The organism is Streptomyces sp. SID14478 (assembly GCF_010548525.1).
In the GTDB taxonomy this organism is placed as follows: domain Bacteria; phylum Actinomycetota; class Actinomycetes; order Streptomycetales; family Streptomycetaceae; genus Streptomyces.
This window is the reverse complement of the sequence record NZ_JAAGMG010000804.1, coordinates 1-1755: the sequence shown is the minus strand read 5'-3', so window position 1 is coordinate 1755 and position 1755 is coordinate 1. Positions and strand designations below refer to the sequence as shown.

Genomic DNA, 1755 nt, shown 5'->3' with positions numbered 1-1755 from the left:
TGCGGCCGGTGCCGCCGCCCGCGCGGCCCGGCTACTTCACCGACGACGACGCCGTGCGGTCCGTCGAGCGCGTGCTGTGGGCCGAGGCGGCGGGCCGCCGACTCGTGGCCGCCTGCGGGCACACCCTGGAGACCGACCTCACGGCACCCGAGCTCTCCGCGATCGTCGGCCTCTTGAACGCGGGCGAGGAGGTCACCGTCGGCGAACTCACTCCACCGGCGCGGTCGTTGCTGTCCCGGCTGGCCGGCTTCCGGGCCGTGGAGCGGCTATGAACCGGTGGGCACGGCCAGGTACTTGTACTCCAGGAACTCCTCGATGCCGACGCGCCCGCCCTCGCGGCCGAGCCCGGACTGCTTGACGCCGCCGAAGGGGGCCGCAGGGTTCGACACGAGGCCGGTGTTGAGGCCGACCATGCCGGTCTCCAGCCGTTCGCCGACCCGCAGGGCCCGGTCCAGATCGCGGGTGTAGACGTACGACACGAGGCCCCACTCGGTGTCGTTGGCGACCTGGACGACATCGTCCTCGTCCTCGAACGTGAACAGCGCGGCGACGGGGCCGAAGATCTCGGTGCCGGTGAGCTCGGCGTCGCGCGGGACCTGCGTGAGGACGGTCGGCGGGTAGAAGTTGCCCGCGCCGGAGGGCAGTTCGCCGCCGGTGAGCACCTTGGCCCCGCGGCCGACGGCGTCCCGCACGAGGTGTTCGACCTTGGCGCGGCCCGCCGCGTCGATGAGCGGGCCGACGTCGACGCCGGGCGCGGTGCCGTCTCCGACGGTCAGGGCGGACATCCGGGCGGCCAGCCGGGTCGCGAACTCCTCGGCCACGGAGCGGTGTACGAAGATGCGGTTCGCGGCGGTGCAGGCCTCCCCCATGTTGCGCATCTTGGCGACCATCGCGCCGTCCACGGCCGCGTCGAGGTCGGCGTCGTCGAAGACGAGGAACGGGGCGTTGCCGCCGAGTTCGAGCGAGGTGCGTACGACGGTGTCGGCGCACTGGGCGAGCAGGATCCGGCCCACCTGCGTGGAGCCGGTGAAGGACAGCTTGCGAATGCCCCCGCTGCGCAGCAGGGGCTCGACGAGAGCTCCGGCGTCGGTCGTGGTGACCGTGTTGAGGACGCCGGGCGGCAGGCCCGCCTCGGTCAGGATCGCGGTGAGCGCGAGGGTGGACAGGGGGGTCTGCGGGGCCGGCTTGAGGATCATGGTGCAGCCCGCGGCGATCGCCGGGCCGATCTTGCGGGTGCCCATGGCGAGGGGGAAGTTCCAGGGCGTGATGAGCAGACAGGGGCCGACGGGCTGGCGCAGGACGAGGTGGCGGTTGCGGCCGTCGGGGCTGAGGGCGTAGCCGCCGTCGATCCGGACCGCCTCTTCGGAGAACCAGCGGAAGAACTCGGCGGCGTACGCGACTTCGCCGCGGGCCTCCGCAAGCGGTTTGCCCATTTCCAGGGTCATGAGGAGGGCCAGTTCCTCGGTGCGGCTCAGGATGATCTCGTGGGCGCGGCGCAGGATCTCCGAGCGGGCCCGCGGGGCGGTGCGGGCCCACTCCCGCTGGGCGGTGACCGCCGCGGCCAGGGCCGCTTCGCCGTCCTGCGGGCCCGCGTCGGCGACGGCACAGAGGGTGGCGCCGGTGGCCGGGTTGTCGACGGACATCGTGCGGTTCGCTGCCGCGGGGTGCCAGGTGCCGCCGATGTGGAGCTGCTTCGGGACGTTCTCGATGACGGGGGGTGTGGTCATAGTGGGCTCCGCCGTGGGGTGGGGTGGG

At 73.0% G+C, this 1755-nt stretch carries 1 protein-coding gene and 1 pseudogene; one reads left to right on the top strand and one right to left on the bottom strand.

Annotation, left to right across the window (positions count from 1 at the left end; translation table 11 throughout):
- Positions 1–272 (top strand): annotated as a pseudogene (locus tag G3I40_RS26395) (hypothetical protein); the annotation flags it as partial.
- Here G3I40_RS26395 and G3I40_RS26390 read toward each other — a convergent pair.
- Positions 267–1727, bottom strand: a complete 1461-nt coding sequence (locus G3I40_RS26390) for an NAD-dependent succinate-semialdehyde dehydrogenase (RefSeq protein ID WP_203644820.1) — start codon at positions 1725–1727, stop codon at positions 267–269. The pseudogene G3I40_RS26395 and the gene G3I40_RS26390 overlap by 6 nt on opposite strands.
- Between the last annotated feature and the right edge of the window lie 28 nt (positions 1728–1755).

Excerpts from the sequence above, each read along its gene's own strand:
- G3I40_RS26390 (WP_203644820.1), bottom strand. The coding sequence starts at position 1,727 with ATGACCACACCCCCCGTCATCGAGAACGTCCCGAAGCAGCTCCACATC.